This is a genomic window from Streptomyces barringtoniae (assembly GCF_020819595.1).
In the GTDB taxonomy this organism is placed as follows: domain Bacteria; phylum Actinomycetota; class Actinomycetes; order Streptomycetales; family Streptomycetaceae; genus Streptomyces; species Streptomyces barringtoniae.
In genome coordinates, this window is record NZ_JAJHNP010000015.1 from 1 (window position 1) to 21,833 (window position 21,833).

A 21,833-nucleotide genomic window follows, 5' to 3' on the forward strand; every position below is an offset into this window, starting at 1 on the left:
TCCGGACGTGGTCAAGGCGGTCACGGGTGAGGAGATCACCCAGAACGGGCTCGGCGGCGCCGACGTCCACGCGGAGACCTCCGGTGTCTGCCACTTCGCGTACGACGACGAGGAGACCTGCATCGCCGAGGTGCGGTACCTGCTGTCGCTCCTGCCGCAGAACAACCGCGAGAACCCGCCCCGGGTGGACTCCTCCGACCCTGCCGACCGCCGCAGCGACGTCCTGCTCGACCTGGTCCCGGCCGACGGCAACCGGCCGTACGACATGGCCAAGGTCATCGAGGAGATCGTCGACGACGGCGACTACCTGGAGGTCCACGAGCGCTGGGCGCGGAACATCATCTGCGCGCTGGGGCGCCTGGACGGCCAGGTGGTCGGCATCGTCGCCAACCAGCCGCAGGTCCTCGCCGGCGTCCTGGACATCGAGGCGAGTGAAAAAGCTGCGCGCTTTGTCCAGATGTGTGACGCTTTCAATATCCCGATCGTCACCTTCCTGGACGTGCCGGGGTTCCTCCCCGGTGTCGACCAGGAGCACGGCGGAATCATCCGCCACGGCGCGAAGCTGCTGTACGCCTACTGCAACGCGACCGTGCCGAGGATTTCGCTGATCCTGCGCAAGGCGTACGGAGGTGCCTACATCGTCATGGACTCCCAGTCGATCGGCGCCGACCTCACCTACGCCTGGCCGACCAACGAGATCGCCGTGATGGGCGCGGAAGGCGCCGCGAACGTCATCTTCCGCCGCCAGATCAGCGGCGCGGAAGACCCCGAGGCCATGCGCCAGAAGATGGTCAAGGAGTACAAGGCCGAGCTGATGCACCCGTACTACGCGGCCGAGCGCGGCCTCGTGGACGACGTCATCGACCCCGCCGAGACCCGCGAGGTCCTGGTCAAGTCCCTGGCCATGCTGCAGTCCAAGCACGCCGACCTGCCCTCCCGCAAGCACGGCAACCCCCCGCAGTAACCCAGCGGACCCGCCGCGGCAACCCCGCGGACCTCTCTCTCACGGAGACTGACACCCATGAGCACTCCTGACATCCGCGTCGAGAAGGGCCACGCCGAGCCCGAGGAGGTCGCCGCCATCACGGCCGTACTCCTGGCCCGTGCGGCCGCCCAGCCGGCGCCCACGGCCCACACCCACCGAGGCCGTGCCAAGGCCGCCTGGCGCCGCCTGGAGCGCGAGGGCGGCTTCCGTGCCCCGCACAGCTGGCACGGCTAGGCTGCGCCGCTCCACCGGTTCTTGAAGGGCCCCTCCATTGCGGAGGGGCCCTTCTCGCTGTGTACGCAGCCGGGCGAAAAAGAATCCCCGCGCCCCGTAAGGGGCGCGGGGAACTGCGCGCGAGCAACCAGGAACCACCCGCAGACGGCGTACGACCTGCCGGCAGCCCAGTGGCCGAACTACCGAAGCCGGGCCATCAGAGCGTGCTCCACCAGCGTGATCAGCGTCGACTTGGCGTCAGCCCTGTGGCGGGCGTCGGTCGTGATGATCGGGGTGTCGGGGCCGATCTGCAGCGCCTCGCGGACCTCGTCGGGGTTGTACGGCTGGTTGCCGTCGAAGCCGTTGAGGGCGATGACGAAGGGCAGGCCGCTGTTCTCGAAGTAGTCGACGGCCGGGAAGCAGTCGGCGAGGCGCCGGGTGTCCACGAGCACCACCGCGCCGATCGCACCGCGTACCAGGTCGTCCCACATGAACCAGAACCGGTCCTGACCCGGGGTACCGAAGAGGTAGAGGATCAGGTCCTGGTCCAGGGTGATGCGGCCGAAGTCCATGGCGACGGTGGTCGTCGTCTTGTCTCCGGTGTGGGTGAGGTCGTCGATGCCGGCCGAAGCGGACGTCATGACGGCCTCTGTGCGCAGCGGGTTGATCTCCGAGACGGCGCCGACGAACGTGGTCTTGCCCACGCCGAAGCCGCCCGCCACCACGATCTTCGCGGAGGTGGTGGAGCGGGAAGGACCGCCGCTAGAGCTTGCGAAGTCCACTGAGCACCCTTTCGAGCAGTGTCACGTCTGGCTGGCCACCGGCGTTCTCGTCGCCGCCGGGCTGATGGATGGCGACCAGGCCCGCCTCCGCCAAGTCGGCGACGAGGATCCTGGCCACGCCGAGGGGGATTGTCAGGAGCGCGGAGATTTCGGCTACCGACTTGATCTCACGGCAGAGGTTGCAGATCCGCTGATGCTCGGGCAGTTGACCCTGCATCTGGTGCGGAGCGGCGGTGGTGTGCACCAGCGCCTCGATGGCGAGCTGGTAGCGCGGGCGGGTCCGGCCGCCGGTCATGGCGTACGGACGCACCAAGGGGTTGTTGGATGCCGTGGCCGGCGCCGGCTCGGGGCGGCGCTGGGGCTGCACCGGCTGGATGCGCGGGGCCGGGGGCTGGTCGTACGGCGAGGGGCCGGGGCCCTGCGGTGCGTACGGCTGCCTGTGGGTCGGTGCGGAGGGGAAGTTGTAACGGTTCGGGTTCTGGGAACCGTCGCCCCGGCCCTGGCCGGGGCCGTACGACCAGTTTCCCGAATTCGAACCGCCTGGGGGTGTTGCCACTCTCTTCTCCTCCTCCGACTGCGTCGGGCACCCATCCGTGTGGAGCCGCGTCCCGAAACCTTACGGCCACGGGACGCGAATACGCATCGTCCCTTAATTAGTTGAGAAGGCTTCCCTGGAGCTCCGCACGGAGATCCGGGGTGAGGACCGTGCCCGCGCGGTCCACCAGAAGGGCCATCTCGTACCCGATGAGGCCGATGTCCGCTTCCGGGTGGGCCAGGACCGCGAGGGAGGAACCGTCGGAGATGGACATGATGAAGAGGAATCCCCGCTCCATCTCCACAACCGTCTGATTCACGCTGCCCCCCTCGAAGATCCGGGAGGCGCCTGCCGTCAGAGACGTCAGACCGGAGGCGACGGCCGCGAGCTGGTCGGCGCGGTCGCGGGGGAAGCCTTCGGACATCGCCAGAAGGAGTCCGTCGGCGGAGACCACCACCGTGTGGGACACCCCCGGGGTGTTGTCCACGAAGTTGGTGATCAACCAGTTCAGGTTCTGTGCCGCCTGGCTCATCGGGCTCACACTAACGCTCCTGGTTGTAGGTGCTGTCAGGACCGAAGCCCTGGCCGTTCGTTTCACTGCCTGCGCTGCGTCCGCGCTGGACGCCCCGACGCAGGTTGCTCAGCCTGCCCCGGACGTCCTCCGGGGCGCGGGAGACCTGTGGGCCCCCCTGGGGGGTGGTTTCGGCGGCACCCGAGACCAGATTGGCCTTGGGTACCCGCCGCGGCAGGCCCGAGGCGGTGACCCCGCCTGCCTTGGGCTTCCGGAGCTGCGCCGCCTGCTGCCACCGCTCGTCGTTCTGCGAGCGCCAGCCGCTGTCGCCGTTCGTCCCCGGAGTGTTGCCCGGTGCGGGAGCCGACGCTTCCTGCTGCCCGCGCGCCGCGCCACCCGAGGTACCCGAGCCGTTGGAACCGCTCGCGACGGATCCGCGGCGGGGCAGCCCGGCGTCGGTCAGCTCGTGGGCGGCGGGAGAGGCCGGTCCCGGACGGTCGAAGCCTACGCGGTTCCGCTCACTTGCGTCAGCGGCCTGCGAGGATTCCGTTTCCGGAGCGTAATGAGCCGGATAGCCGTTCTGGTAGCCGTCCTGCTGGGGCTGCTGCGGCCAGTCGTCCTGGTACGACGGGCTCGCGGCCGGCTCCGCGTACGCGGGGTCGGGGTAGCCGCCGTTGGAGGGGTAGTACTGCTCGTCGTACGGCTTGTCGTACGACTGCTCCTCGAACGAAGCCTGCTGCGGCTCCGCGTAGGCCTGCTCCTCGTACGTCTGCTGCGGCTGCTCCTGGTAGGAGCGCTCCTCGTACGACGGCTGCGGGCGCTCCTGGTACGCCGACTGTTCGTCGAACAGCGGGTCGGAGTAGCCGGTGGGGGCTTCCGCCGCCTCCTGCTGAGGCTGCCCGGGCTGCGGGCCGTGCGTCTGGGCCTCCAGGGCCGCCCGGCGCTCCTCGCGCATCAGGGAGCGGCCGACGGGGTCCAGATCGCGGATGTCGTCGGGGACGTCCACGTACTGGCTGTCGTCGAAGCCGAGTTCGGCGGCGGTGCGCATCGGCTGCACCTGGTTGAAGCTCTCACCCTGGAAGTGCTGCTCCGGGATGATCTGCGAGACGGTGAACTCCTCGCGGTCCAGCGGGGTCTCGCCACCACCGCCGTGCGTGATCGCGTCCGGCAGCATGACCAGCGAGGTCGTACCGGCCTGCTCGCCCGAGGGGCGCAGCTGGACGCGGATGCCGTGCCGGTCGGACAGCCGGCCGACCACGAACAGGCCCATGCGCTGCGAGATCGCGGCGTCCACGGTCGGCGGGTTGGCCAGCTTGTGGTTGATGTCCGCGAAGTCCTCGGCGGTCAGGCCGATGCCCTTGTCGTGGATCTCGATCATGATGCGGCCGTCGGGCAGACGGGTCGCGGTGACGCGGACCTTGGTCTGCGGGGAGGAGAACGTGGTGGCGTTCTCCAGCAGCTCGGCCAGCAGGTGCACGAGGTCGGTGACCGCGCGGCCGTGGATCTCGGCCTCCGGCACGCCGGACAGCTCGATGCGCTCGTACTGCTCCACCTCGGAGGAGGCGGCGCGCAGCACGTCGACCAGCGGGACCGGCTGGTCCCAGCGGCGGCCGGGCTCCTCGCCGGCGAGGACCAGGAGGTTCTCGCCGTTGCGGCGCATACGGGTGGCCAGGTGGTCCAGCTTGAAGAGGTTCTCCAGCTGGTCCGGGTCGGCCTCGTTGTTCTCCAGGTCGGTGATCAGGGTCAGCTGGCCCTCGATCAGCGACTGGTTGCGGCGCGAGAGGTTGGTGAAGATCGCGTTGATGTTGCCCCGCAGCAGGGCCTGCTCGGAGGCGAGCCGGACCGCCTCGCGGTGGACCTGGTCGAAGGCGCGGGCGACCTCGCCGATCTCGTCCTTGGTGGTGATCGGGATCGGGGCGACCCGGGTGTCGACCCGGCCGGGGTCGGTGCGGGAGAGCTGGTCGACCAGCATCGGCAGCCGCTGCTCGGCGATGCCGAAGGCGGCGTTGCGCAGCTGGCGCATCGAGCGGCTCATCTGGCGGGCCACGGCACCGGCCAGGATGAAGGCGAGCAGCAGGGCGATCACGACGACGGCGCCGGTGATGAACGCGGAGTTCTTGGCGTCGTCGGCGATGCCGGAGGCCTCGTTCACCGCCTTGTCGGCCATGTCCGACTCGATCTTGCGGTACGCGTCGAACTTGAGGGTGTTGACCGCCCACCAGTTCTCGGCCGTGATGCCCCTGAGCGCGAGCTGCTGGCGCGCGAGGGTGCTGGTGGAGTCCAGCGTGGCGAGGCCCGTGACCATGTACTTCGGGTCGGACGGCGGCGGGACGTAGTTCGGGTTCTTGGCCTTGGCCTGCTGGGCCATCGTCACGGCCTTGGCCTGGATGTCCTTCTTCGCCGTGTCCAGCTTCGCCGCGTCGGCCTCGGTGCCGCCGCCGATGTACTCCTCGACGGCGATGCCCTCGAGGTAGGCGTAGGAGGAGAGGGCCACGCGCTGGCTCGCCAGGTTGGGGGCGTCGGGACCCGGCTTGAACAGCATGTGCATGCCGATCGAGCGGTCCAGCGACAGCGCCGCCTTGGTGAGCGACATGGCGTAGACGGTACGGCCGTAGGAGGTGATGTTGCCGGTGCCCAGGCCGAGCTCGTTGGCGAACTCCATCAGCGGGTGGGCGACCTTGACGTAGCCCTCCTCGGTCTGGACGCCGGGGAACTTGGAGGTGTACGCGCCGGCGCGCAGCGTCTGCAGGAAGGGCTCGGCCTCGCGGAACAGCTTCAGCCGTCGCTCCAGGCCGGCCTCGTGCGGCATGTTCTGCGCGGCCTGGTCGAAGCCGTCGGCGGCCTGGTCGGTGGCGTTGCGGGCCGCCGTGATGGTCGCCTTGTCCTGGGCGGTCGCCAGCTTGCCCTTCAGCAGCGGGGCCGCGGTGATGTCGCGCTCGTTCTCGAGCGCGTTGGCGTACGACAGCGAGGCGCGCACCAGGCGGGCGGTGTTCTCGGCGTCGCGGGCCTGCTGCCAGGTGTCGATCGAGGTCTTCACCTGGAAGCCGCCCATGACGAGACCGACCGCCACGGGTATCAGCAGGATCGCGTTCAGTCTGGTCGGCACGCGCCAGTTGCGCGGGGAGAACCGGCCGCCACTCGGCGCGGGAGCTGCCGCCGGCTCCGCACCGGTCACAGGGGTGGGCGCCGCAGCGCGCGGCGGCGGGGTGAAGTTGCCCCGCGCCGACGGCTCGGGACCGTTCTTGCTTCGCCTCACTCGACCAACAACCTCTCGGCGGTCGGCACCTACGTCGTGCCGCAGTCTCTCAGAGCCCGGTTCGTCATCGACTAGTGAGTACGTCTTTGACTATTGGGCAGTTCAGGCATTCCAGCACGTGGACCAGTGCTCTTCCAAACAGCGGAAACCCTTGAGTGACGCTCTTGTAAGGCCCAGATAAAACGGTCATAAAGAGCGAGCCCCGGCAAAAGGCGGGGCGATTGTGAGCACAGCGGTACTGCGCGACCGCGTCGCGTGGTGATACCGGGGGATTCCTCTGCCGAACTGTTATGAACACCGGAGCCGACCGTGTCAAAGGCCACAGTCGGCTCCGGCGTCCCGTCACGACAACTGCCGTACGCGACGTCGCACTTGAGTGCGTACGTGTGTACTACTTGAGCCGCGCCATCAGGGCGTGCTCGACCAGCGTGATCAGCGCACTCTTGGCGTCCGCGCGGTGGCGGGCGTCGGTCGTGATGATCGGGGTGTCGGGGCCGATCTGCAGCGCCTCCCGCACTTCCTCGGGGGCGTAGGGCTGCTGGCCGTCGAAGCCGTTGAGGGCGATGACGAAGGGCAGGCCGCTGTTCTCGAAGTAGTCGACCGCGGGGAAGCAGTCGGCGAGGCGCCGGGTGTCCACGAGGACCACCGCGCCGATCGCACCGCGCACCAGGTCGTCCCACATGAACCAGAACCGGTCCTGACCCGGGGTGCCGAACAGGTACAGGATCAGGTCCTGGTCGAGGGTGATACGGCCGAAGTCCATCGCCACCGTGGTGGTGGTCTTGTCCCCGGTGTGGGTGAGGTCGTCGATGCCGGCCGAAGCGGACGTCATGACGGCCTCTGTGCGCAGCGGGTTGATCTCCGAGACGGCGCCGACGAACGTGGTCTTGCCCACGCCGAAGCCGCCCGCCACCACGATCTTCGCGGAGGTGGTGGCCCGGCCCGCGTCAGAGCTTGCGAAGTCCACTGAGCACCCTTTCGAGCAGCGTCACGTCAGGTGCGCCGCCGTTGTTCTCGTCGCCACCCGGCTGGTGGATGGCGACCAGGCCGGCCTCGGCGAGGTCGGCCACCAGGATCCGGGCCACTCCGAGCGGCATGGCCAGCAGCGCGGAGACCTCCGCGACCGACTTGACCTCACGGCACAGGTGGCAGATCCGCTGGTGCTCCGGGAGCAGTCCCATGAGCGCTGCCGGATCGGCAGTGGTGCTGATCAGCGCCTCGATCGCGAGCTGATACCGCGGCCGGGTCCGGCCACCGGTCATCGCGTACGGCCGTACCAGTGGCTGGTCGCCCTCGTCCCCGTACGGTTCCGCGTACGGATCGTGATGAGCGGTGGGCGGGGTCATGAATCCTCCGGGCGGGACAGCAAGTCGGTCAGTCAAGCCGTCGGACGGGGCCGGTGGGGGGATTGTGGCGGCCGGACGGTGTTTTCGTGAGGTGGGTGGTGCCGGGGCGGTCAGTGAAGCAGACTGCCTTGGAGTTCGGCGCGCAGGTCCGGCGTAAGTACCGCCCCCGCGCGGTCGACGAGCAGTGCCATCTCGTAGCCGACGAGACCGATGTCGCACTCCGGGTGGGCCAGTACCGCGAGGGACGACCCGTCCGAGACGGACATCAGGAAGAGGAACCCGCGCTCCATCTCGACGACCGTCTGCGCCACGGTGCCGCCCTCGAAGATCCGGGAGGCCCCGGCCGTGAGGGAGGTCAGTCCGGACGCGACGGCCGCCAGCTGGTCGGCGCGGTCCCGCGGGAAGCCTTCGGACATCGCCAGCAGAAGGCCGTCGGCGGAGACCACCACTGTGTGGGACACCCCAGGGGTGTTGTCCACGAAGTTGGTGATCAACCAGTTCAGGTTCTGTGCCGCCTGGCTCATCGGACTCAACTAACGCTCCTGCTGGTGAGTGGGGCTCGGGAAGCTGCCGGTCTGGCCGCTGCCGGCCTGACGGCCCTGAGCGATGCCCCGACGGAGGTTGGTCAGCCGTCCGCGTACGTCGTCAGGCGCACGCGAGACCTGCGGACCGGCTTGGTGCTGTTGCTGCTGAGCCGTGCCCGGGACGAGGTTCGCCCGGGGCACCCGGCGCGGCAGGCCGGAGGTGGTGACGCCGCCCGCCGCGGGCTGCCGGACGCGCTCTGCCTGGCGGACGATCTCGTCGTTCGGCGAAGTGCGCCAGGAACCGGTGGCGGAGCCGTTGCCGGCCGCCTGCGCGCCCGCGGGACGCTGCGGAGCCGGGGCGGGCGCCTGCTGCGGCGCGGGCTGCTGCTGCGGACCGCCGTGGAACCAGTTGGTCTCCAGCGTGTCGTACAGCGGGGTGCGGCCGTCGAGCGGACCGCTGGCCGGCGGCAGCGCCTCCGGCTCGCGCTGCGCCGGACGCTGCTGCTGCGGGGCCTGCGGACGCGGGGCGCCGAAGTCGTCCCGGCCGGCCGGCTGCGGGCGCTCGAACTGACCGGTGTGCGCCGGGTTCTGGCGCCCGGGCAGGGCGTGCTGGCCGGTGGAGCCGCCGTCGTAGCCGCCGTCGAAGCCCTGCGGGGCCGCGAACTGGCCGGTGTTCCGGCCCGCGTTCCGGGCGCTGTCGTCCCGCTGCGGCGCCGGCGTGCCGAAGACGTCGGAGCGGACGAACTGACCCGAGCCGTCCCCGGCGCCGGAACCGTCGAAGCGGCCGGGCAGCTGGTCGGCGTCGGGACGCTCGAACTGGCCGGTCTGCTGCGGGCTTTCGGGGCGTGCGAACTGGCCGGTCTGCTGCGGGCTTTCGGGGCGTGCGAACTGGCCGGTCTGCTGCGGGTTCTCGGGGCGTGCGAACTGGCCGGTCTGCTGCGGGTTCTCGGGGCGTGCGAACTGGCCGGTGTTCTGGGGGCCGCCCAGGCCGTTGAGGTCCGGGCGCGGGAACTCGCCCGTGGCCGCCGGACCCTGTGCGTCGTACCGGGGAATCGCCGGTATCTCGGCGGTCGAGCCCGGACCCTGCCGGTCGTCGACCCGCGGCATGCGCGCGGTGTGCGCCGGACCCTGCTCGTCGTGGCCGCGCGGGGCGTCCAGCGAGGCGCGCGACAGCGGGGCCTGGGTGTCGCTCCAGTCCGGGGTGCGCGGCTGGTCACCGCCGGGCAGCTCGGCCCGCGGGCCGCCGCGCGGCGGCAGCTGGGGCTGGCGGCCCTGGTCGGAGCCGGCACCGGACCGCTGCGGGCCCCGGCCGCCGTAGGCGTCGGTGCCGAAGGGGTCCTGCTGCTGGCCGCCCGGGTTCGCGGCCCGCAGGCCCTGCGGGGCGCCGGGCGCCTGACCGCCGAAGCCGCCCGCATCGGCACCCGCGGGCACCTGCCGGCCCTGCTGGCCACCGAGACCGGGACCGCCGGGAGCACCGAGGCCGCCCTGGGGACCGCGCGCACCGCCCGGCGCACCGGGACGGCCGCCCTGGCCGGCGCCGGGCAGCGCGGCCCGGGGACCCTGGCCCGCACCGACCTGGCCGCGCGGAGCGGGACCCGCACCGAGCAGACCGCCACCGGACGGGGCGCCGCCGAGGGCACCGCCGCTCGCGTTGCCGGCCTGGCGCCGGGCCGCGGCCGCACCGGCGGCGGCCTGCGCGGCGGCGGGGCCGCCGGGCGCGCCCGGCTTGCCCGGAGCGGGCTTCTTGCCGCCCTGGGCCACGTCCACGGGCAGCATGACCAGCGCGGTCGTACCACCGGAGTCGGACGGGCGCAGCTGGATGCGGATGCCGTGCCGCTGGGACAGCCGGCCGACCACGAAGAGGCCCATGCGGCGGGAGACGGAGACGTCCACGGTGGGCGGCGAGGCGAGCCGCTCGTTGATCGCCGCGAGGTCCTCGGGGGACAGGCCGATACCGGTGTCGTGGATCTCGATCAGCACGCGGCCGTCGGGCAGCGCGTGACCGGTGACCTTGACCTTGGTCTGCGGCGATGAGAACGAGGTGGCGTTCTCCAGCAGCTCGGCGAGCAGGTGCACGAGGTCGTTGACCACACGGCCGGCGACCTCGGTCGTCGGCACGGAGGCCAGCTCGATGCGCTCGTACTGCTCCACCTCGGACGCGGCGGCGCGGAGCACGTCGACCAGCGGGACCGGGCGGGTCCAGCGGCGGCCGGGTTCCTCACCCGCGAGGACGAGGAGGTTCTCGCCGTTACGGCGCATACGCGTGGCGAGGTGGTCGAGCTTGAACAGCGAGGACAGCTGGTCCGGGTCGGCCTCGCGGGACTCCAGTTCGGAGATCAGCGACAGCTGGCGCTGGATCAGACCCTGGGAGCGGCGCGAGAGGTTGGTGAACATCGCGTTGACGTTGCCCCGCAGCAGGGCCTGCTCGGCGGCGAGGCGGACCGCCTCGCGGTGCACGTCGTCGAAGGCCGCGGCCACCTGGCCGATCTCGTCCCGGGAGTGCACACCGACCGACTCCACGGAGGTGTCGACGTCCTGCGGGTCGGACTCCGACAGCTGCTTGACCAGCTCGGGCAGGCGGTCCTGGGCGACCTTGGTCGCGGTCTCCTGCAGGCGGCGCAGCGAGCGGATCATGGAGCGGGCCACGATGAACGCGCCGACCAGCGAGACACCGAGCACGAGCAGGATCAGCGCACCGGAGATGATGGCGTCCTGCTGGGTGGCGCTCTTCAGCTCGCGGGCCTTCTGCTCCATCTCCTCGAGCAGCGTGTGCTCGATCTTCTTCATCTGCTCGATCTTGGTCGAGCTGTCGTCCACCCAGTCGCGGTAGGAGCGGGCGTTCAGGCTCTGCAGACCGTCGGGGGAGTCGAAGACGCGCTTGGCGTAGGTGTCCGCGGACTCGATCGTCGGGTTGCCCTCGTCGATCGGCTTGAGGAGTTCCTCGGCGTTGTTGTTCGCGTAGATCTTCCGGAAGATCGCGATCTCGGAGTTCTCGCTCTGGTACGCCGACTGGCCGTAGAGGCGGTCGTTCGTCGACAGGTCGCCCTTGGTCGACGTGGTCGCGGGCAGCGCGGCGGCGATCGTGGCGCGCTGCACGGAGGCGTACTCCTTGGCGGTGGAGAAGGCCGCCAGGGCGCGGGTGCGCGAGATCATCTCCGGGTTGCTGGACGCCTGGGCCATGTCCTGGGACAGGTCGATCAGCTGGCTGATGAGCCGGTGGTAGGACTCGATCGTCTGGGTCGAGTTGCCCTTCGAGGAGTAGGCGCCCTTGCGGATCTTGGCCAGCTGGTCGAGCTGGTTGAAGATGCCGACCAGGTTGTCGCGCACGCCCTGGAGCTGGCCGCCCTTGCTGGCGGCGTCGATCTCCTGGGTGGAGTTCTCGAAGTTCGCCAGGGCCCGGTCGGTCTTGTCCCGGTAGCCCTTGACCGTGTAGTCGCTCGCGTTCAGGCCGTGCGCCAGGGGACCGGCGGACTGGTCGCGCTCCTCCTGGAGCGCGGCGGCCAGCTCGGTGGCCTGCTTGGTCATGTCCGTCAGCAGCTTCATGTTGTCGAGCTGCTGGATGTCGGTGATGTTCTGGTCGATGCGCAGCGCGCCCAGCGAGGTCGCCGCGACCACGGGCAGCGCGAGCAGCGACACCAGGCGCGTGGAGATGCGCCAGTTGCGCAGGGCCATGCGGGAGCCGGGGCCGCTGGGGCCCTTGGCGGGCTTGATGGCCGGCGCGGGGGTGGCGCCGGAGTTGCCGGTCCCGGTGGAGGCCGACGAGGCCGACACGCCGGGGCGTCCGCCGCGCTCACCGCCGTCCGCCGACGGGGCCGGGCCCGGGTTCTGGGCGTGCTGGGGCGAGGAGCTGCCCTTCATGGGGCCAGTCCCGTCGTGCGACTCCGGCTCCGCCGAAGCGCTGCCATCCCTCTTGAAACGTCCCTGCACTAGCGTCGCAACCTCTGGACCAGGCACCCCTCCGCGCGAACGGAGGGACACGGTGTCGGCGTTTTGGAGAGCGCCCTGAATACGCCCCCCGGTGGTCTTGAGTGACCGGCGCTGGTTCCCCCCTGTCTCGGCCGCCGCTCGGCGCTGCTTCGCGCCCCTTGCGCCGGCTCGATTCCCGCGGCGGTCCGTGGAATTCCAGCACAGTGCCGGATCTCCAACAAGGGCCGTGTCCCGAGCTGTGACCTACGTGACGGGCTGTGAGTGCCGCGTCACCAGCCGTGGAGGCCGATCCCGAACATATCGGACGTATCCCTGCGAGTCAGCGGTCGGTGCCTGGTGTCTGAGTCGCCATGATCAGGAGCGGAATGATGGCTTCAGGTGGCCAATGTCCGTTTCGAGGGGGCGTGTTGCCGGTCAGATTTGACCGAATTGTCCGCGAGGTCGTGAGCAAACTCACACGGATCTCGTGGGCAGTTGGCGCCTTGGGCAGGGAATTGGATGTTTAGCCTGACGCTTTACATCAGGGACGTATCTGTAACCCCGCCGACACAGGACTAGGACGCCCACAACCGTGAAGACGACGATGATGTTCCACAGGATCGCCAACCCGCGACGCACCACCCTGGCGCACCTGAAGGACGCCGGCGAACTGCAGACGCCCGAGCAGGAGCACTCCGTCGACCTGCCCGCCCAGACGGCCAACCCCCGGCGCACGGTGCTGGTGGACGTCCCGGTCGGCGCGGCCGCCTCGGCCGGAGAGTAGCGGACGGGCGCCCACCCGATGCGCCGAGCCGCCGGCGGCCGTGCTCCCGCGGCCGCCGGCGTCCGTACGGCCCACGGCATGGCCCCGTAGGGGCACGCCGGACACCGCGAACCTGGATCACCACCGGTTAACCTGGGTCGTCAGTACGCCGGTTCTCAGTAAGGGGCGCAAGGATCCCGTGCGCATCGCCAGGTTCTCCATCGACGGGAACGTAGCCTTCGGCGCGGTCGAGGGCGACAAGCAGGACGAACTCGTCCTCGACATCATCAAGGGCATCCCGTTCGCGGACTACGAGCTGTCCGGTACGAAGGTGCCGCTGAGCAAGGTCAGGCTGCTCCCGCCGGTCCTGCCCAACAAGGTCGTGGCGTTCGGCCGCAACTACGGCGAGCACGCCCGCGAGCTGGGCAACGAGGTGCCGGACACCCCCTTCGCCTTCTTCAAGCCGTCCACCTCGGTGATCGGCCCCGGCGACGAGATCCAGTACCCCTCCTTCTCCGAGGAGCTGCACCACGAGGCCGAGCTCGCCGTCGTCATCGGCCGCATGTGCCGCGAGGTCCCGCGCGAGCGCGTCAAGGACGTGATCTTCGGCTACACCTGCGCCAACGACGTCACCGCCCGCGACGTGCAGAAACGCGAGAAGCAGTGGGCGCGCGCCAAGGGCTTCGACACCTCCTGCCCGCTCGGCCCCTGGGTGGAGACCGGCCTCGGCCTCGACCGCGCGAACGACCTCACCATCCAGCTCACCGTCAACGGCGAACAGCGCCAGCTGGGCCGTACGAGCGAGATGATCCACCCCATCGAGGACCTGGTCGTCAACATCTCCGAGGCCATGACCCTGCTCCCCGGCGACGTCATCCTCACCGGCACCCCCGCAGGGGTCGGCCCCCTCAACGTCGGCGACGAGGTCGCCGTCTCCATCGAAGGCATCGGCACTCTCACCAACAAGGTTGTCAAGCGTGGCTAGCGCACCCGGCTCACCCGTACGCGTCCGTTTCTGTCCCTCGCCCACCGGTAACCCGCACGTGGGCCTGGTCCGCACCGCCCTGTTCAACTGGGCGTTCGCCCGGCACCACCAGGGCACCCTGGTCTTCCGCATCGAGGACACCGACGCCGCCCGCGACTCCGAGGAGTCCTACCACCAGCTGCTCGACGCGATGCGCTGGCTCGGCTTCGACTGGGACGAGGGCCCCGAGGTCGGCGGCCCGCACGCGCCGTACCGCCAGTCGCAGCGCATGGACGTCTACCAGGACGTCGCCCAGAAGCTCCTGGACGCCGGCCACGCCTACCACTGCTACTGCTCCCAGGAGGAGCTGGACACCCGCCGCGAGGCCGCCCGCGCCGCCGGCAAGCCCTCCGGCTACGACGGCCACTGCCGCGACCTGACCGAGGCGCAGGTCGAGGAGTACCAGGCCCAGGGCCGCACCCCGATCGTCCGCTTCCGGATGCCGGACGAGACGATCACCTTCAACGACCTGGTCCGCGGCGAGCTGACCTTCACCCCGGAGAACGTGCCGGACTACGGCATCGTCCGCGCGAACGGCGCCCCGCTGTACACGCTGGTCAACCCGGTCGACGACGCCCTGATGGAGATCACCCACGTCCTGCGCGGCGAGGACCTGCTCTCCTCCACCCCGCGCCAGATCGCGCTGTACAAGGCGCTGACGGAGCTGGGCATCGCGAAGCGCGTCCCCGAGTTCGGCCACCTGCCGTACGTGATGGGCGAGGGCAACAAGAAGCTCTCCAAGCGCGACCCGCAGGCGTCGCTGAACCTGTACCGCGAGCGGGGCTTCCTGCCGGAGGGGCTGCTCAACTACCTGTCCCTGCTGGGCTGGTCGCTCTCCGCGGACAAGGACGTCTTCTCGATCGAGGAGATGGTCGCCGCCTTCGACATCTCCGACGTGAACCCGAACCCCGCGCGCTTCGACCTGAAGAAGTGCGAGGCGATCAACGGCGACCACATCCGCATGCTGGATGTGAAGGAGTTCACCGAGCGCTGCCGTCCCTGGCTGAAGGCCCCGTTCGCGCCCTGGGCGCCCGAGGCCTTCGACGAGGCCAAGTGGCAGGCGATCGCCCCGCACGCCCAGACCCGCCTGAAGGTGCTGTCGGAGATCACCGACAACGTCGACTTCCTCTTCCTGCCGGAGCCGGTCGAGGACGAGGCTTCCTGGACCAAGGCGATGAAGGAGGGCAGCGACGCCCTGCTCCGCACGGCCCGCGAGAAGCTGGAGTCGGCCGACTGGACCTCCCCAGAGTCCCTGAAGGAGGCCGTCCTGGCCGCCGGCGAGGTGTACGGCCTCAAGCTCGGCAAGGCCCAGGCCCCGCTCCGCGTCGCCGTCACCGGCCGCACCGTCGGCCTGCCGCTCTTCGAGTCCCTGGAAGTCCTGGGCAGGGAGAAGACGCTGGCCCGCATCGACGCGGCACTGGTGAAGCTGGGCGCGTAGCCGGCCCATGCGTCAGGGGCGGCATCCGGAGGGTTCCGGGTGCCGCCCCTGTTGCGTTGGTCACTGTGCGTCGGCTTCGTCGATCAGATAGGCGCTCTCGTCGAAGATCTCCAGCACGACGACGACCATGATCGCGCCGGCCAGCATGTACTCCAGCACGACGCCGGGGGCCACGTATGCCTTGCGCAGGTTCTCGTCCGGACCGAGCGGCGCGGTCGAGGTCTTCCGGAATGGATCGCGGGCCAGGATGCGCACGGCCTTCTCCAGCTGGGCCCGGCGCTCGGCGGGCAGGGCGTCGAACGTCGCACGGGCCTCGACGGTGAACTGGACGCGGTACTCGCTCATGCCGACCAGTCTGCCAGCCGTTCGGCGGTACGGTCGGTGTCATGACGATCAGAGCCGTGGTCTGGGACGTGGACGACACCCTGTTCGACTACACGACCGCCGACCGCGCGGGGATGCGGGCGCATCTGGCGGCGGAAGGGCTGCTCGCCGGGTACGACGGCCCGGAGCAGGCCCTCGCCCGGTGGCGGGAGATCACCGACAGCCAGTGGGCGCGGTTCTCGGCGGGGGAGGTCAGCTTCGAGGGGCAGCGGCGGGACCGCGTGCGGGTCTTCCTGGACACGGAGCTGACCGACGCCGAGTGTGACGCCTGGTTCCAGCGGTACATAGGGCACTACGAGGCCGCCTGGAGCCTCTTCCCGGACGTCCTGCCCGCCCTGGAGGCCCTCTCCGCCAGCCACCGGCACGCGGTGCTGTCCAACTCCAGCCTCACGGTCCAGGAGCACAAGCTGCGCACCCTCGGCCTCCTCGACCGCTTCGAGGTCGTGCTGTGCGCCGCCGAGATGGGCGTCTCCAAGCCGGAGGCCGGCGCCTTCCTGGCCGTCTGCGAGGCGCTGCGGCTGCCTCCGCACGAGGTGGCGTACGTCGGCGACCACCCGGAGATCGACGGGCGGGGCGCCGCCGAGGCCGGGCTGCTGTCCGTGTGGATCGATCGCGGGACGGGCTCGGCGCAGGGGGCCGGGGAGGTCGTCTGCCGCCGGATCTCGACCCTCGCCGAACTCCCCGCGCTCGTCCGCGCGGATACCCGTTTTGGAGCCCCGTCCACCTTCGGGTAATGTTCTTCCTGCGCCGAGGGGAGCGGGCCGGAAGGCCGGAGCCCCGAGGAGCAAGCTAGAACGAGGACCCCGCAGGGGCTTGAGTTCCAGTGGCCTATGGTGTAATTGGCAGCACGACTGATTCTGGTTCAGTTAGTCTTGGTTCGAGTCCAGGTAGGCCAGCTCGCAGAGCTTATCTGCAAAGCCCCCGTTGTGTAGCGGCCTAGCACGCTGCCCTCTCAAGGCAGTAGCGCCGGTTCGAATCCGGTCGGGGGTACTGATCCTGATCCTGTCGGGATCGCTAGGGCCCCCGTTGTGTAGCGGCCTAGCACGCCGCCCTCTCAAGGCGGTAGCGCCGGTTCGAATCCGGTCGGGGGTACTGACTGGTCTAAACCATCATTGGTCTATGGTGTAATTGGCAGCACGACTGATTCTGGTTCAGTTAGTCTTGGTTCGAGTCCAGGTAGACCAGCTCGGACCTGCGGAAACGCAGAGTCCATGCCCCCGTTGTGTAGCGGCCTAGCACGCCGCCCTCTCAAGGCGGTAGCGCCGGTTCGAATCCGGTCGGGGGTACGCACAGGGAAGGCCCTCCACTTCGGTGGGGGGCCTTCGCCGTACCCGGCCCTACTCGAAGCCGTACCGTCGGCCCGACTCCTCCTCCTGGGCCAGCCGGCGCAGCGCCTGCAGCATCGACTCGGTCAGTACGGCACCGAGCACCGCCGTCTCCACCTTCTCCGCCTCCGACGGGTACGTCTCCACGACGTCCAGGTCGAGTTTCGCGACCTCGTGCATCAACTTGCCGTACTCCACCAGCAGTTCGGCGCCCCAGTCGTAGCCGAGCCTGCGGAACGCGGCCACCGACACCACCAGGGAGCGGTACGCGGGCGAGATGGTCGTCAGCAGCCGGGCGTTGGACCAGCCCAGCGCCTCCAGCAGCCCGTCCGCTTCCCGGTGCGCGGCCCGCACGAAGTCGTCCTCCTCGTCCGGCTCCGGCACCTGCGGAAGCGCCCACAGGGCCGCGCCCAGCCGGATCGTACGGCTGAGGGACTCGTCGTCGACGTTCCGCAGCACCTCACGGACCGCGGCCACCGGCAGCCCGCCGACCTGGATCATCGCGCGCACCAGCCGCAGCCGGCGCAGGTGCTCCTCGTCGTACTCGGCCGTGGTCGCGTTGAGCTGGCGGCCCGGCGGCAACAGGCCTTCGCGCAGGTAGTACTTGATCGTCGCGGTGGACACACCGCTGCGTCTGCTCAGTTCGGCTAGCCGCATGTCTTGCGCCCCCTCTTGGGTAACGGCACTATCCAAGCATCGGCACTTGGATAGCGCAGCTCACCAACGAGGGGGAAGTCATGGTGTCCCGTACGACCGCCGACGCGGAGGGCGAGGTCGTCGTCCTGCTGATCGGCATGCGCATCAACCGTTTCTGGGCCGTGCACCTGTGGCTGCCGGTGATGCTGGGAATGTTCCGCATGCTGCGGGAGCTGGAGAAGGACCCCGCGCGGGGCCTGCGCGCCAAGGTGCTGCTGACGGCGTCGCCGCGGACGTACTACGTCGTGCAGTACTGGGAGTCCAAGGACAAGCTGTACGCCTACGCGACCGCGCCGGACGCGTTCCACCACCGGGCGTGGGCCGCACTCAACCGCAAGGAGCGCAGCGGCAGGCTGCGCGGTCAGGTCGGGATCTGGCACGAGGCGTACGTCGTGCCGGAGGGCTCGTACGAGGCGATCTACGGGGACATGCCGGCCTTCGGCCTCGCGGCCGCGCACGGGCAGATCCCGCTGGAGAAGCGGGGCCGGTACGCCAAGGACCGGTTCGCCCACCGGACGCAGAAGGCGCCGGAGGCCGAGAAGGCCGGCTGACCGGGATCGGGGGAGCAAGGAGGGCCTGCCGCGGCGTTGGGGCAGGCCCTCCTCGGTGTTCCCGGACATTCCCGGGCGTCGGGCTCAGCCCGAACGGCGCAGGGCCTCCGAGAGGCGGGCGGCGGCGTCGATGACCGCCTGGGCGTGCATACGGCCCGGGTGGCGGGTCAGGCGCTCGATCGGCCCGGAGACGGACACCGCGGCCACCACGCGGTTGGAGGGGCCGCGCACCGGCGCGGAGACGGACGCGACGCCCGGCTCGCGCTCGCCGATGGACTGGGCCCAGCCGCGCCGCCGTACGCCCGACAGGGCCGTCGCCGTGAAGCGGGCACCCTGCAGACCGCGGTGCAGCCGCTCGGGCTCCTCCCACGCCATCAGGATCTGGGCCGAGGAGCCGGCCTTCATCGTGAGCGTCGAACCGACCGGGACGGTGTCCCGCAGGCCGGACAGCCGCTCCGCCGCGGCCACACAGATCCGCATGTCACCCTGGCGCCGGTAGAGCTGCGCACTCTCGCCGGTGACGTCACGGAGGTGGGTGAGCACGGGGCCCGCCGTCGCCAGCAGGCGGTCCTCGCCGGCCGCCGCCGCCAGCTCCGCGAGACGCGGGCCGAGGATGAAACGGCCCTGCATGTCGCGTGCCACCATGCGGTGGTGTTCCAAAGCCACGGCCAGGCGGTGAGCCGTGGGTCGTGCCAGTCCGGTCGCGCCGACCAGACCCGCGAGGGTGGCCGGACCGGACTCCAGAGCGCTCAGGACGAGGGCCGCCTTGTCCAGAACGCCGACGCCGCTACTGTTGTCCATGCAACGATACTTGCGTCTCACTCTGTGAAACGCAAGTTCAATTTTCCGTGGAACGCGCCACTCTGGAATCACACAACGGCCCGCAGACCAACGGGCCCGGCGGTGGACGCCCGGAATCACCACTTCATGGGGCCCTCAACAGGGCAGTCGCCGCTTCCTCAAGATCTCTAGTTGGGCCGGTGGACGTTTGCCGGCCGGAGGGAAAGCGATGGGTAGGACACTCGCGGAGAAGGTCTGGGACGACCACGTCGTCCGGCGCGCCGAGGGCGAGCCCGACCTCCTCTTCATCGATCTGCACCTGCTGCACGAGGTGACCAGCCCGCAGGCCTTCGACGGGCTGCGCCAGAACGGCCGCCAGGTGCGCCGCCTCGACCTCACCATCGCCACCGAGGACCACAACACCCCGACCCTCGACATCGACAAGCCCATCGCCGACCCGGTCTCCCGCGCCCAGCTGGAGACGCTGCGCAAGAACTGCGCCGAGTTCGGTGTGCGCCTGCACCCGCTGGGCGACGTCGAGCAGGGCGTCGTGCACGTCGTCGGCCCCCAGCTGGGCCTGACCCAGCCCGGCACGACCGTGGTCTGCGGTGACTCCCACACCTCCACGCACGGCGCCTTCGGTGCGCTGGCGTTCGGCATCGGCACCTCCCAGGTCGAGCACGTGCTGGCCACCCAGACGCTGCCGCTGGCCCGTCCCAGGACCATGGCCATCACCGTCGAGGGCGAGCTGCCCGAGGGCGTCACCGCCAAGGACCTGATCCTGGCGATCATCGCGAAGATCGGTACGGGCGGCGGCCAGGGCTACATCCTGGAGTACCGCGGCTCCGCCATCGAGAAGCTCTCGATGGAGGCCCGGATGACCATCTGCAACATGTCGATCGAGGCCGGCGCCCGCGCGGGCATGATCGCCCCGGACGAGACCACCTTCGAGTACCTCAAGGGCCGCCCGCACGCCCCCGAGGGCGCCGACTGGGACGCCGCCGTCGCGTACTGGAAGACGCTGAGGACGGACGACGACGCCGAGTTCGACGCCGAGGTCGTGATCAACGCCGACGAGCTGTCGCCGTTCGTCACCTGGGGCACCAACCCCGGCCAGGGCGCGCCGCTTTCGGCGAACGTCCCCGACCCGGCTTCGTACGAAGACGCTTCGGAGCGCCTCGCCGCCGAAAAGGCCCTGGAATACATGGGGTTGGACGCCGGCCAGCCGCTGCGCTCCATCAAGGTGGACACCGTCTTCGTAGGCTCCTGCACCAACGGCCGCATCGAGGACCTGCGCGCCGCCGCCGACCTCCTCAAGGGCCGCAAAGTCGCCGACGGCGTACGGATGCTGGTCGTCCCGGGCTCCGCGCGCGTGGGTCTGCAGGCCGTCTCCGAGGGCCTGGACGTGGTCTTCAAGGAGGCCGGCGCCGAATGGCGGCACGCGGGCTGCTCGATGTGCCTCGGCATGAACCCCGACCAGCTGGCCCCGGGCGAGCGCTCCGCCTCCACCTCCAACCGCAACTTCGAGGGCCGGCAGGGCAAGGGCGGTCGTACGCACCTGGTGTCGCCGCAGGTCGCGGCCGCCACCGCCGTCCTGGGCCGCCTGGCCTCGCCCGCCGACCTGTCCGACGCCCCTGTGCCCGCTGGAGTCTGAGAAATCATGGAAGCCTTCACCACCCACACCGGCCGGGCCGTCCCGCTGCGCCGCAGCAACGTCGACACCGACCAGATCATCCCTGCTCACTGGCTCAAGAAGGTCACGCGGGACGGTTTCGAGGACGGGCTGTTCGAGGCCTGGCGCAAGGACGAGAACTTCATCCTCAACCGCCCCGAGCGGCAGGGCGCGACCGTCCTGGTCGCAGGCCCCGACTTCGGCACCGGCTCCTCCCGCGAGCACGCCGTCTGGGCGCTGCAGAACTACGGCTTCAAGGCCGTGATCTCCTCCCGCTTCGCGGACATCTTCCGGGGCAACTCGCTGAAGAACGGCCTGCTCACGGTGGTCCTGGACCAGAAGATCGTGGACGCCCTGTGGGAACTGACGGAACAGGATCCCACTGCTGAGGTCACTGTTGACCTTGAGACTCGTGAGGTTCGCGCGGAGGGCATCACCGCCTCCTTCGAACTGGACGAGAACTCCCGCTGGCGGCTGCTGAACGGCCTGGACGACATCTCCATCACGCTCCAGAGCGAGGCCGACATCGCCGCGTACGAGGCCAAGCGGCCGTCCTACAAGCCGCGGACGCTCCAGATCTGATCCAACCCGCCGAGCGCGTCGCGTTTCGGCCACCCAACACCCCGGCCGTACCCCCGATCGCCACGATCGGGGGTACGGCCGTGTCTGCACCCGAACGGCCCCGTGAGGTTCTCACTCCGCGCTCAACTTGCCACGTTACCAAGGCCGTTGCCTGGGTACGTGAGTGCTGGGATCGCGTCCTCCGCAAGTGCCTGGAAGGCCATTTGAGGCGGCAGTTGCCCCCTGCGCAGGCGACAACTCGCCCCAGATGGCACAATCTGTGCATGGGACACGACGGCCAACTCCAGCTCTATACGGCGGTCGCGAACCAACTCAAGGAAGCGCACTCAAGGGTGCGCGCACTGCAAGTCCCGGAGGGCGTACGGATGGCGCTGACCCGGAAGCTGCTGGTCATTACGGCCGCGGCCAAGCACGATCTCGCCGCTGCGGCAAGGCGGCTCGAGCGGTTCAACGCGGACCTCGACGAGGGCCGGATCCCCGGCGAGGACGACTGAACAGCCCGAGGCCACCGAGTCCGTTGCGGCACAAGGGTGATAAGCCCGTTTCGTGTTTGATTTGCG

The 21,833-nt window shown here is 69.9% G+C and carries 21 protein-coding genes and 5 tRNA genes; 15 read left to right on the forward strand and 11 right to left on the reverse strand.

Annotated features, from left to right (window positions below; all coding sequences use genetic code 11):
* Together LMU33_RS25645 and LMU33_RS25650 are read left to right on the forward strand one after the other, a co-directional pair.
* Nucleotides 1-964, forward strand: a 964-nt coding sequence (locus LMU33_RS25645; RefSeq protein WP_283844201.1) for an acyl-CoA carboxylase subunit beta, incomplete at its 5' end; no start/stop codon positions are given.
* Between the two features lie 57 nt (nt 965-1,021).
* Nucleotides 1,022-1,219 (forward strand): acyl-CoA carboxylase subunit epsilon, encoded by a 198-nt coding sequence (locus LMU33_RS25650; protein ID WP_228622964.1) that lies wholly within the window; start codon nt 1,022-1,024, stop codon nt 1,217-1,219.
* A gap of 179 nt (nt 1,220-1,398) precedes the next feature.
* On the opposite strand, the gene LMU33_RS25655 is transcribed toward LMU33_RS25650, so the two are convergent.
* The 8 genes from LMU33_RS25655 to LMU33_RS25690 form a co-directional block, all read right to left on the reverse strand.
* Nucleotides 1,399-1,980: a GTP-binding protein gene (locus tag LMU33_RS25655; RefSeq protein ID WP_031224757.1), complete on the reverse strand. Its 582-nt coding sequence runs from the start codon at nt 1,978-1,980 to the stop codon at nt 1,399-1,401.
* Nucleotides 1,961-2,536: a DUF742 domain-containing protein gene (locus LMU33_RS25660; protein WP_228622965.1), complete on the reverse strand. Its 576-nt coding sequence runs from the start codon at nt 2,534-2,536 to the stop codon at nt 1,961-1,963. Before LMU33_RS25660 ends, LMU33_RS25655 begins: the two co-directional genes overlap by 20 nt.
* A gap of 97 nt (nt 2,537-2,633) precedes the next feature.
* The gene (locus LMU33_RS25665; protein WP_004983065.1) at nt 2,634-3,047 is read right to left on the reverse strand and encodes a roadblock/LC7 domain-containing protein; all 414 of its coding nucleotides are present in this window, start codon (nt 3,045-3,047) and stop codon (nt 2,634-2,636) included.
* Between the two features lie 10 nt (nt 3,048-3,057).
* Nucleotides 3,058-6,282 (reverse strand): sensor histidine kinase, encoded by a 3,225-nt coding sequence (locus tag LMU33_RS25670; RefSeq protein WP_228622966.1) that lies wholly within the window; start codon nt 6,280-6,282, stop codon nt 3,058-3,060.
* Between the two features lie 391 nt (nt 6,283-6,673).
* The gene (locus tag LMU33_RS25675; RefSeq protein ID WP_228622967.1) at nt 6,674-7,249 is read right to left on the reverse strand and encodes a GTP-binding protein; all 576 of its coding nucleotides are present in this window, start codon (nt 7,247-7,249) and stop codon (nt 6,674-6,676) included.
* A complete protein-coding gene (locus LMU33_RS25680) occupies nt 7,230-7,628 on the reverse strand; it encodes a DUF742 domain-containing protein (RefSeq protein ID WP_009190816.1) in 399 nt (132 codons plus the stop codon). Before LMU33_RS25680 ends, LMU33_RS25675 begins: the two co-directional genes overlap by 20 nt.
* 110 nt (nt 7,629-7,738) lie before the next feature.
* Complete coding sequence (locus tag LMU33_RS25685) at nt 7,739-8,152, reverse strand: roadblock/LC7 domain-containing protein (RefSeq protein ID WP_023546525.1); 414 nt, start codon at nt 8,150-8,152, stop codon at nt 7,739-7,741.
* A gap of 9 nt (nt 8,153-8,161) precedes the next feature.
* Complete coding sequence (locus LMU33_RS25690; protein WP_228622968.1) at nt 8,162-12,079, reverse strand: sensor histidine kinase; 3,918 nt, start codon at nt 12,077-12,079, stop codon at nt 8,162-8,164.
* A gap of 571 nt (nt 12,080-12,650) precedes the next feature.
* Between LMU33_RS25690 and LMU33_RS25695 the strand changes: the two genes are divergently transcribed.
* From LMU33_RS25695 to gltX, 3 genes are all read left to right on the forward strand, one after another.
* Entirely contained in the window at nt 12,651-12,842 is a 192-nt protein-coding gene (locus tag LMU33_RS25695; RefSeq protein WP_228622969.1) for a hypothetical protein, read from the forward strand.
* A gap of 178 nt (nt 12,843-13,020) precedes the next feature.
* Nucleotides 13,021-13,806 (forward strand): fumarylacetoacetate hydrolase family protein, encoded by a 786-nt coding sequence (locus LMU33_RS25700; protein WP_228622970.1) that lies wholly within the window; start codon nt 13,021-13,023, stop codon nt 13,804-13,806.
* Nucleotides 13,799-15,283, forward strand: coding sequence for a glutamate--tRNA ligase (gltX, locus tag LMU33_RS25705; protein ID WP_228622971.1), 1,485 nt, complete (start codon nt 13,799-13,801; stop codon nt 15,281-15,283). The genes LMU33_RS25700 and gltX overlap by 8 nt, the downstream gene beginning before the upstream one ends.
* A 60-nt stretch (nt 15,284-15,343) precedes the next feature.
* Here the strand turns inward: gltX and LMU33_RS25710 are convergent, their stop codons facing one another.
* A complete protein-coding gene (locus LMU33_RS25710; protein WP_228622972.1) occupies nt 15,344-15,628 on the reverse strand; it encodes a type II toxin-antitoxin system RelE family toxin in 285 nt (94 codons plus the stop codon).
* Between the two features lie 41 nt (nt 15,629-15,669).
* Here LMU33_RS25710 and LMU33_RS25715 point away from each other — a divergent pair, with 41 nt between their 5' ends.
* From LMU33_RS25715 to LMU33_RS25740, 6 genes are all read left to right on the forward strand, one after another.
* A complete protein-coding gene (locus LMU33_RS25715; RefSeq protein ID WP_228622973.1) occupies nt 15,670-16,401 on the forward strand; it encodes an HAD family hydrolase in 732 nt (243 codons plus the stop codon).
* A gap of 90 nt (nt 16,402-16,491) precedes the next feature.
* Nucleotides 16,492-16,563 (forward strand) — tRNA-Gln (locus LMU33_RS25720).
* A 21-nt stretch (nt 16,564-16,584) separates the two neighbouring features.
* Nucleotides 16,585-16,657, forward strand: a tRNA-Glu gene (locus LMU33_RS25725).
* 29 nt (nt 16,658-16,686) lie between these two features.
* Nucleotides 16,687-16,759: transfer RNA gene (locus LMU33_RS25730), tRNA-Glu, on the forward strand.
* A gap of 21 nt (nt 16,760-16,780) precedes the next feature.
* A tRNA-Gln gene (locus tag LMU33_RS25735) sits at nt 16,781-16,852 on the forward strand.
* A gap of 28 nt (nt 16,853-16,880) precedes the next feature.
* Nucleotides 16,881-16,953, forward strand: a tRNA-Glu gene (locus tag LMU33_RS25740).
* Between the two features lie 51 nt (nt 16,954-17,004).
* On the opposite strand, the gene LMU33_RS25745 is transcribed toward LMU33_RS25740, so the two are convergent.
* Complete coding sequence (locus tag LMU33_RS25745) at nt 17,005-17,649, reverse strand: MerR family transcriptional regulator (RefSeq protein ID WP_228622974.1); 645 nt, start codon at nt 17,647-17,649, stop codon at nt 17,005-17,007.
* 80 nt (nt 17,650-17,729) lie between these two features.
* Between LMU33_RS25745 and LMU33_RS25750 the strand changes: the two genes are divergently transcribed.
* The gene (locus tag LMU33_RS25750; RefSeq protein WP_228622976.1) at nt 17,730-18,239 is read left to right on the forward strand and encodes a DUF4188 domain-containing protein; all 510 of its coding nucleotides are present in this window, start codon (nt 17,730-17,732) and stop codon (nt 18,237-18,239) included.
* An 84-nt stretch (nt 18,240-18,323) separates the two neighbouring features.
* Here the strand turns inward: LMU33_RS25750 and ndgR are convergent, their stop codons facing one another.
* Nucleotides 18,324-19,040, reverse strand: a complete 717-nt coding sequence (gene ndgR / locus LMU33_RS25755; protein ID WP_009320373.1) for an IclR family transcriptional regulator NdgR — start codon at nt 19,038-19,040, stop codon at nt 18,324-18,326.
* 208 nt (nt 19,041-19,248) lie between these two features.
* Here ndgR and leuC point away from each other — a divergent pair, with 208 nt between their 5' ends.
* The 3 genes from leuC (at nt 19,249) to LMU33_RS25770 (ending at nt 21,767) form a co-directional block, all read left to right on the forward strand.
* A complete protein-coding gene (gene leuC, locus LMU33_RS25760) occupies nt 19,249-20,673 on the forward strand; it encodes a 3-isopropylmalate dehydratase large subunit (RefSeq protein ID WP_228622978.1) in 1,425 nt (474 codons plus the stop codon).
* A 6-nt stretch (nt 20,674-20,679) separates the two neighbouring features.
* Nucleotides 20,680-21,273 carry a 3-isopropylmalate dehydratase small subunit gene (leuD, locus tag LMU33_RS25765; protein WP_228622979.1) on the forward strand — a complete coding sequence of 198 codons (594 nt, stop codon included), beginning with the start codon at nt 20,680-20,682 and terminating at the stop codon, nt 21,271-21,273.
* Between the two features lie 263 nt (nt 21,274-21,536).
* Nucleotides 21,537-21,767 carry an SCO5555 family protein gene (locus tag LMU33_RS25770; RefSeq protein ID WP_228622981.1) on the forward strand — a complete coding sequence of 77 codons (231 nt, stop codon included), beginning with the start codon at nt 21,537-21,539 and terminating at the stop codon, nt 21,765-21,767.
* Nucleotides 21,768-21,833: the final 66 nt, after the last annotated feature.

Bases quoted from the DNA above. Each gene is read 5' to 3' on its own strand.
- LMU33_RS25710 (WP_228622972.1), bottom strand. From the start codon at position 15,628: ATGAGCGAGTACCGCGTCCAGTTCACCGTCGAGGCCCGTGCGACGTTC.
- LMU33_RS25680 (WP_009190816.1), bottom strand. From the start codon at position 7,628: ATGACCCCGCCCACCGCTCATCACGATCCGTACGCGGAACCGTACGGG.
- LMU33_RS25650 (WP_228622964.1), top strand. From the start codon at position 1,022: ATGAGCACTCCTGACATCCGCGTCGAGAAGGGCCACGCCGAGCCCGAG.
- leuD (WP_228622979.1), top strand. From the start codon at position 20,680: ATGGAAGCCTTCACCACCCACACCGGCCGGGCCGTCCCGCTGCGCCGC.
- LMU33_RS25715 (WP_228622973.1), top strand. From the start codon at position 15,670: ATGACGATCAGAGCCGTGGTCTGGGACGTGGACGACACCCTGTTCGAC.
- LMU33_RS25750 (WP_228622976.1), top strand. From the start codon at position 17,730: ATGGTGTCCCGTACGACCGCCGACGCGGAGGGCGAGGTCGTCGTCCTG.
- LMU33_RS25770 (WP_228622981.1), top strand. From the start codon at position 21,537: ATGGGACACGACGGCCAACTCCAGCTCTATACGGCGGTCGCGAACCAA.
- LMU33_RS25745 (WP_228622974.1), bottom strand. From the start codon at position 17,649: ATGCGGCTAGCCGAACTGAGCAGACGCAGCGGTGTGTCCACCGCGACG.
- ndgR (WP_009320373.1), bottom strand. From the start codon at position 19,040: ATGGACAACAGTAGCGGCGTCGGCGTTCTGGACAAGGCGGCCCTCGTC.
- LMU33_RS25685 (WP_023546525.1), bottom strand. From the start codon at position 8,152: ATGAGCCAGGCGGCACAGAACCTGAACTGGTTGATCACCAACTTCGTG.
- LMU33_RS25665 (WP_004983065.1), bottom strand. From the start codon at position 3,047: ATGAGCCAGGCGGCACAGAACCTGAACTGGTTGATCACCAACTTCGTG.
- leuC (WP_228622978.1), top strand. From the start codon at position 19,249: ATGGGTAGGACACTCGCGGAGAAGGTCTGGGACGACCACGTCGTCCGG.